Below are 4,460 nucleotides of genomic sequence, written 5' to 3' on the forward strand. Positions count from 1 at the left end.
AAAGTTACCGGTTGAAAAATGCACTTTCTTCAATCAAAACACAAGATGGAATTTAATGTAAACACTAGCTGCAAGCCTATGTAAATTTCGCTGCATTTTTCTGCACTTTTTGCTTGCAAAAAACAAGCGGTTCTTTATCTATCGACTAAATCTCTAAATGTATTATCGTACAAACGTAAAATAACATTAAATGCTTCTAGATCTAATTCCATTGTAAATATAATTTCGTCGTCATCACAACCAGCAGTAATATTTTCATTTTTTTCTTTTTCTTTCATACTATTTATTCACCTCTTTCATATATTTACGTAAGTAATGAAATGGACGTGATAGTTTTAAATAAATGGATTAAAGATGAGGTACAAGTGACTCGATACAAATACAAAAATTTTAAAGATATTTTTAGCAGTTTGGAAGATAGTTCGTATATTATTTGTTCCAAATGCTTTAGTAATTTTTGCACTGTAGATTGTTGGAATAATCATATTTGTACTTTCAAAATTAAATGATGTCACCCTCTAAAGGGGGACAAACTTACTTACACATCTACATACAAATTTTTATTAAATTCTAGACCTGCAACTTTGCTTAATAGTCTACTATTTAAATAATTCCGGTACCAAAAACTTAGTTGCAACAGCCCCAGCTTTTTTTAACGATACCACACCTACTGATAATTTTACTTGTTTAAGCCTATCAACCATTAACGAATCTTTAAATATCTTGTCACGGATGTTTGTTATTCGCTGACTTCTATCGCCATATTTAGTCCTTTTTGAAAAACTTTCATCAGGAAGTACAAATAGTACTCCATGTTTACTTTCTGGATCCTGCTCAGCCAGTATACAGTATCTCCAAACCTTATCCACAAGTTGTTCCAATGGCTCAGTACCAGTATCTAATTCGATGTTTAAATACCTTATTTTTTGTTCTTGACTATCATACTCCCTTTGTAAAATCCAGTCTGGGCGTATAATAGTTACCCAATCACCATTACTTTTTTTATACTGTTGATTGTTATTTATAAATTGGGCCGTTCTAGCATGTGCAGCTCCCTTGTTAAACATAGCTACTGGCTTACTTGCCTTCTGAATCCACATTTCATAAGGAACATGGGACGGTGCCAACGAGCTAAATAATTTAGTTTGATTGTAATGCTTATATTGCGGCAATGATAATCTTTGTTTAGTGGTACACATAATATCCAGAACTACCTCTTGTGTATATAAGAAATGAAGTTTATTCTTCTTTTCTAATAGTTGATATATTTGATTCTTATTATAATCCTCAAACAAAAGTCCATTTTCAATTAACAAATTGATTCCACCAGAACCAATTGAAAAATACTTAAAACGTTCACCATCGAAACCATCTGCAAAACTAGAAGAACGAACTAATTTAAATTCCTCCAGTCTTCTTAATCGATTTTTAAATGAGTATTCTTTAATCTCTTCTCCCAAGAACTGAGTAAAATACTTATATAGTTGTGCCATCGTAAGCAATCGATGACGTTCTAGATATTCTAATAACAAGATTTCAGAAGTTTTAACTTCCAGCCGAGATCTCCCTTTCCCTTTAATTACACTAACATCGTCCAATCTTTTACAAACTCCCTTCAAATTTATTTTAAAAATTACTTTGATAAACAAATAGTACCTATCCCCTTTTATAGTTGTTACTGCTAAAGTCTGTTACCCCGGAATTAGTAAGCCAGAGTAACAGTGTTTTCCAAAGTAATAGAGTTTCCTCTACTTGAAAGCCTATTATTTCGGATCAATTAAACTATATTACTTAGATTAAAATCGACCTAATAAAACTAGATAGGAAATCATATCACCTTGGTATATATAGAGAATTCAGTAGAGAAAGCTCAAAATGGATTTAATCTAACTGCTTTTCATTAAGCATTATATCGGGGATTCTCTATATTTCTAGTAAACTACCATAATAAAACTGAAAGGCTAAGAATGCACAAGGTTCATAATAATTTTCAATTAAATGCTCGAAATCTCTAATTTAGATCCATTGAAATGTTTTTATATGTCAATAATTTAAGATCATAAAATCGAAGTACTTTGAACTATATTAATTGTTCCTGTATCCGTATTTGCCATCAAATGCTTATTACGGCTATTAGTAACTTTCAATGGTTACTAGATTCAGATACCGTTAATATATAGTGTTGCAAAATCGTTGATATAATGGCATTTTATATAGTTACCATCATTCGTTACCAAATCATTTTCAAACGTAAATTCTAGCTAGAATTCTCAAAATAATCCATTTATGTGCCACTTAAATCTTAATAAACTATCATTTTTAGTTATGGTACTCGATTAAGGTAACCAGTCATGGTAACCTTTACATGAAATAGACACTATTATGGGTTACCAATATCAGTTCCTCTCAAGAATTGGCTTTCTTTATTTAATTTACGGTTGCTCTTATTGTTACAACGATAAATTCACATAATCGAATCTCTGTAAAAAAACAAGATCAACCTAATCAGATTGATCTTGTTCATTGCTTCTTATCTAAACGCCGAATATTTTTTCAAATATGCCTTCATTCTCTTCTGCTGCTAAAATAGAACGAACGCTTTCCTCCGGCATTGCTAGAGGAAAAGTTATTTTTTCGATTCTGCTCTGAATTCTTCCAGCCGGATATTTACCCGACAATTCCTCTACACTCAAATTCGAGGTTAAAATGGTGACTTTTTTATTATTCATGCGCTCTTCTAAAATCTGAGTAAAAATGCTTTCTGACCAATCTGATGCTTTTTCTACACCAAAATCATCGATAATTAAAACTTCCACATTTCCGTAATAATTTAAAATATCTAATTCACGAATGCCATTCTTATTGTCAAAAGTATTTTTTAGCTCATTAAGCATATTTGCTGAAGAAATATATAACACATTTATATCAAATCGTCTGATAATGTCATTCGCAATACTCACTGCCAAACGGCTTTTTCCACTACCAGTTGTTTTACTGTAAAGATACAATCCCTTTCCGTGATCCTTGAATTCATGAAAATTCTCCGTAAATTCAGTTGCGACTCGTTTAGCAAACTCGGCTTTCATCCGGTTTTCCTCTACTCGATAGATATCTGTTCGAAACTCCTTTACAGTACAATCTTGAAGGTCAATTGGAATCTTTGCGAATTTAAACTTAGTTAATAATTCCTTATCTTGTCGGCATTCACAAATAGCCATTTTAACTTCACCTAGATCTTTAAATACAATATAACCTGAACCGTCACACTGTTTATAAGGACATTTGTCTGAGACCTCATCTAAGACTTCAAATGATTCCGTTCGCTTTTGCTCGATTGAACCATACTTCTCCCGAAGATTGCTTAGTATTTGCGAAAATTGATCGTTTAGTTTTTCCATTAGATTTTTCCTCCTGAATATTATCTTGCTTGTGATTTAATTTCTTTTTAAAATTATGATGCTTATCGAAAATGTAGTTTGCCACATATGCAAATGACCGAATACGGTCCCTTTCGTGTTGTGGTACAAACTCATTGAAACAATTGTCAATTAACTGGGTTACTGTTTGTAAATTAAGATCTAGTTGTGCAACTTGTGTAATTGATAATCTATCCGAATCCGTTAAAACGTACTTGGCACTTTTCATTAAAAAATATCGAGCAATTTGATCAGCAAATGGATCTTGAAAATATCTACCAGTTGCTGACTTAGCATCTTCATCATCAAGTTCTTGATAAATAATCTCTGTAGTATTCTCTGGTATTGCTCGCGCACCTTGATTATCCGAAGAATCAGTCATACTTATCGAAGCTTCATTTTGCACATTCGATGATTCACTTAATAACTGTCTTGATGAATCGGTAGATTTAACTTTATCATTATAGAAAATATCAAAGTGTTCTAGTCTGTAACCTAATTCATTAAGTTCCTCAACTATTTTCACTAGATTGACCCTGTACTGCAGGGTTTTATCATATTTATATCTTGGGTTTGGATTTCTCCTTTCAAAGATATATTTCTTATTAACAAGCTCTTTTAAGTTTCTCCTAACTGTACTTGGACTGCCTAACATGATTTCCTGAGACAGTTCTTCAGAAGATTTATAAATCCAGCCATATCTTAAATCAGAAACTTTATTTGTAGAAATACGTGCTAACTCTTCAGCAATCAAGCCGTCTGAATCCTTTACTCGTTTTGACCAATATAGTAATTGATTTAAAGTTATTGCCATGGCACAGTTTCCTGTTAATTCTACTAGTTCCTCTTTAATTACTGCTCTTTTTAAAATGGAATTTGCCATACTTTCCCCCTTCTAATTAGAAATAAAAAGACCCTGTGACTGCTAAACTAAAGTAGACAGTTTTCGCTAGATAAGATGAAACACTTATTTACCCAAATATACCAGTAAAATATATGCCTCCTCCATTGTATGATGATGGTTTAATTCATTAATTTACGGAG

The 4,460-nt window shown here is 32.1% G+C and carries 4 protein-coding genes; all 4 read right to left on the bottom strand.

The genetic code is table 11. The features are described from left to right. Positions 1–134 precede the first annotated feature (134 nt). The 4 genes from M3600_RS27965 to M3600_RS27980 all read right to left on the bottom strand — a co-directional run bounded on the left by M3600_RS27965 (position 135) and on the right by M3600_RS27980 (position 4,299). Positions 135–278, bottom strand: coding sequence for a hypothetical protein (locus M3600_RS27965; protein WP_251648477.1), 144 nt, complete (start codon positions 276–278; stop codon positions 135–137). A 321-nt stretch (positions 279–599) separates the two neighbouring features. Further along, complete coding sequence (locus M3600_RS27970) at positions 600–1,649, bottom strand: replication-relaxation family protein (RefSeq protein WP_251648479.1); 1,050 nt, start codon at positions 1,647–1,649, stop codon at positions 600–602. A gap of 885 nt (positions 1,650–2,534) precedes the next feature. Further along, a complete protein-coding gene (locus M3600_RS27975) occupies positions 2,535–3,398 on the bottom strand; it encodes an ATP-binding protein (RefSeq protein ID WP_251648481.1) in 864 nt (287 codons plus the stop codon). Beyond that, on the bottom strand, positions 3,307–4,299 hold the full coding sequence (locus M3600_RS27980) for a hypothetical protein (protein ID WP_251648483.1): 993 nt from the start codon (positions 4,297–4,299) through the stop codon (positions 3,307–3,309). Before M3600_RS27980 ends, M3600_RS27975 begins: the two co-directional genes overlap by 92 nt. Positions 4,300–4,460 lie beyond the last annotated feature (161 nt).

This window comes from Niallia sp. MER 6, from assembly GCF_023714395.1.
Lineage (GTDB): Bacteria > Bacillota > Bacilli > Bacillales > Cytobacillaceae > Niallia.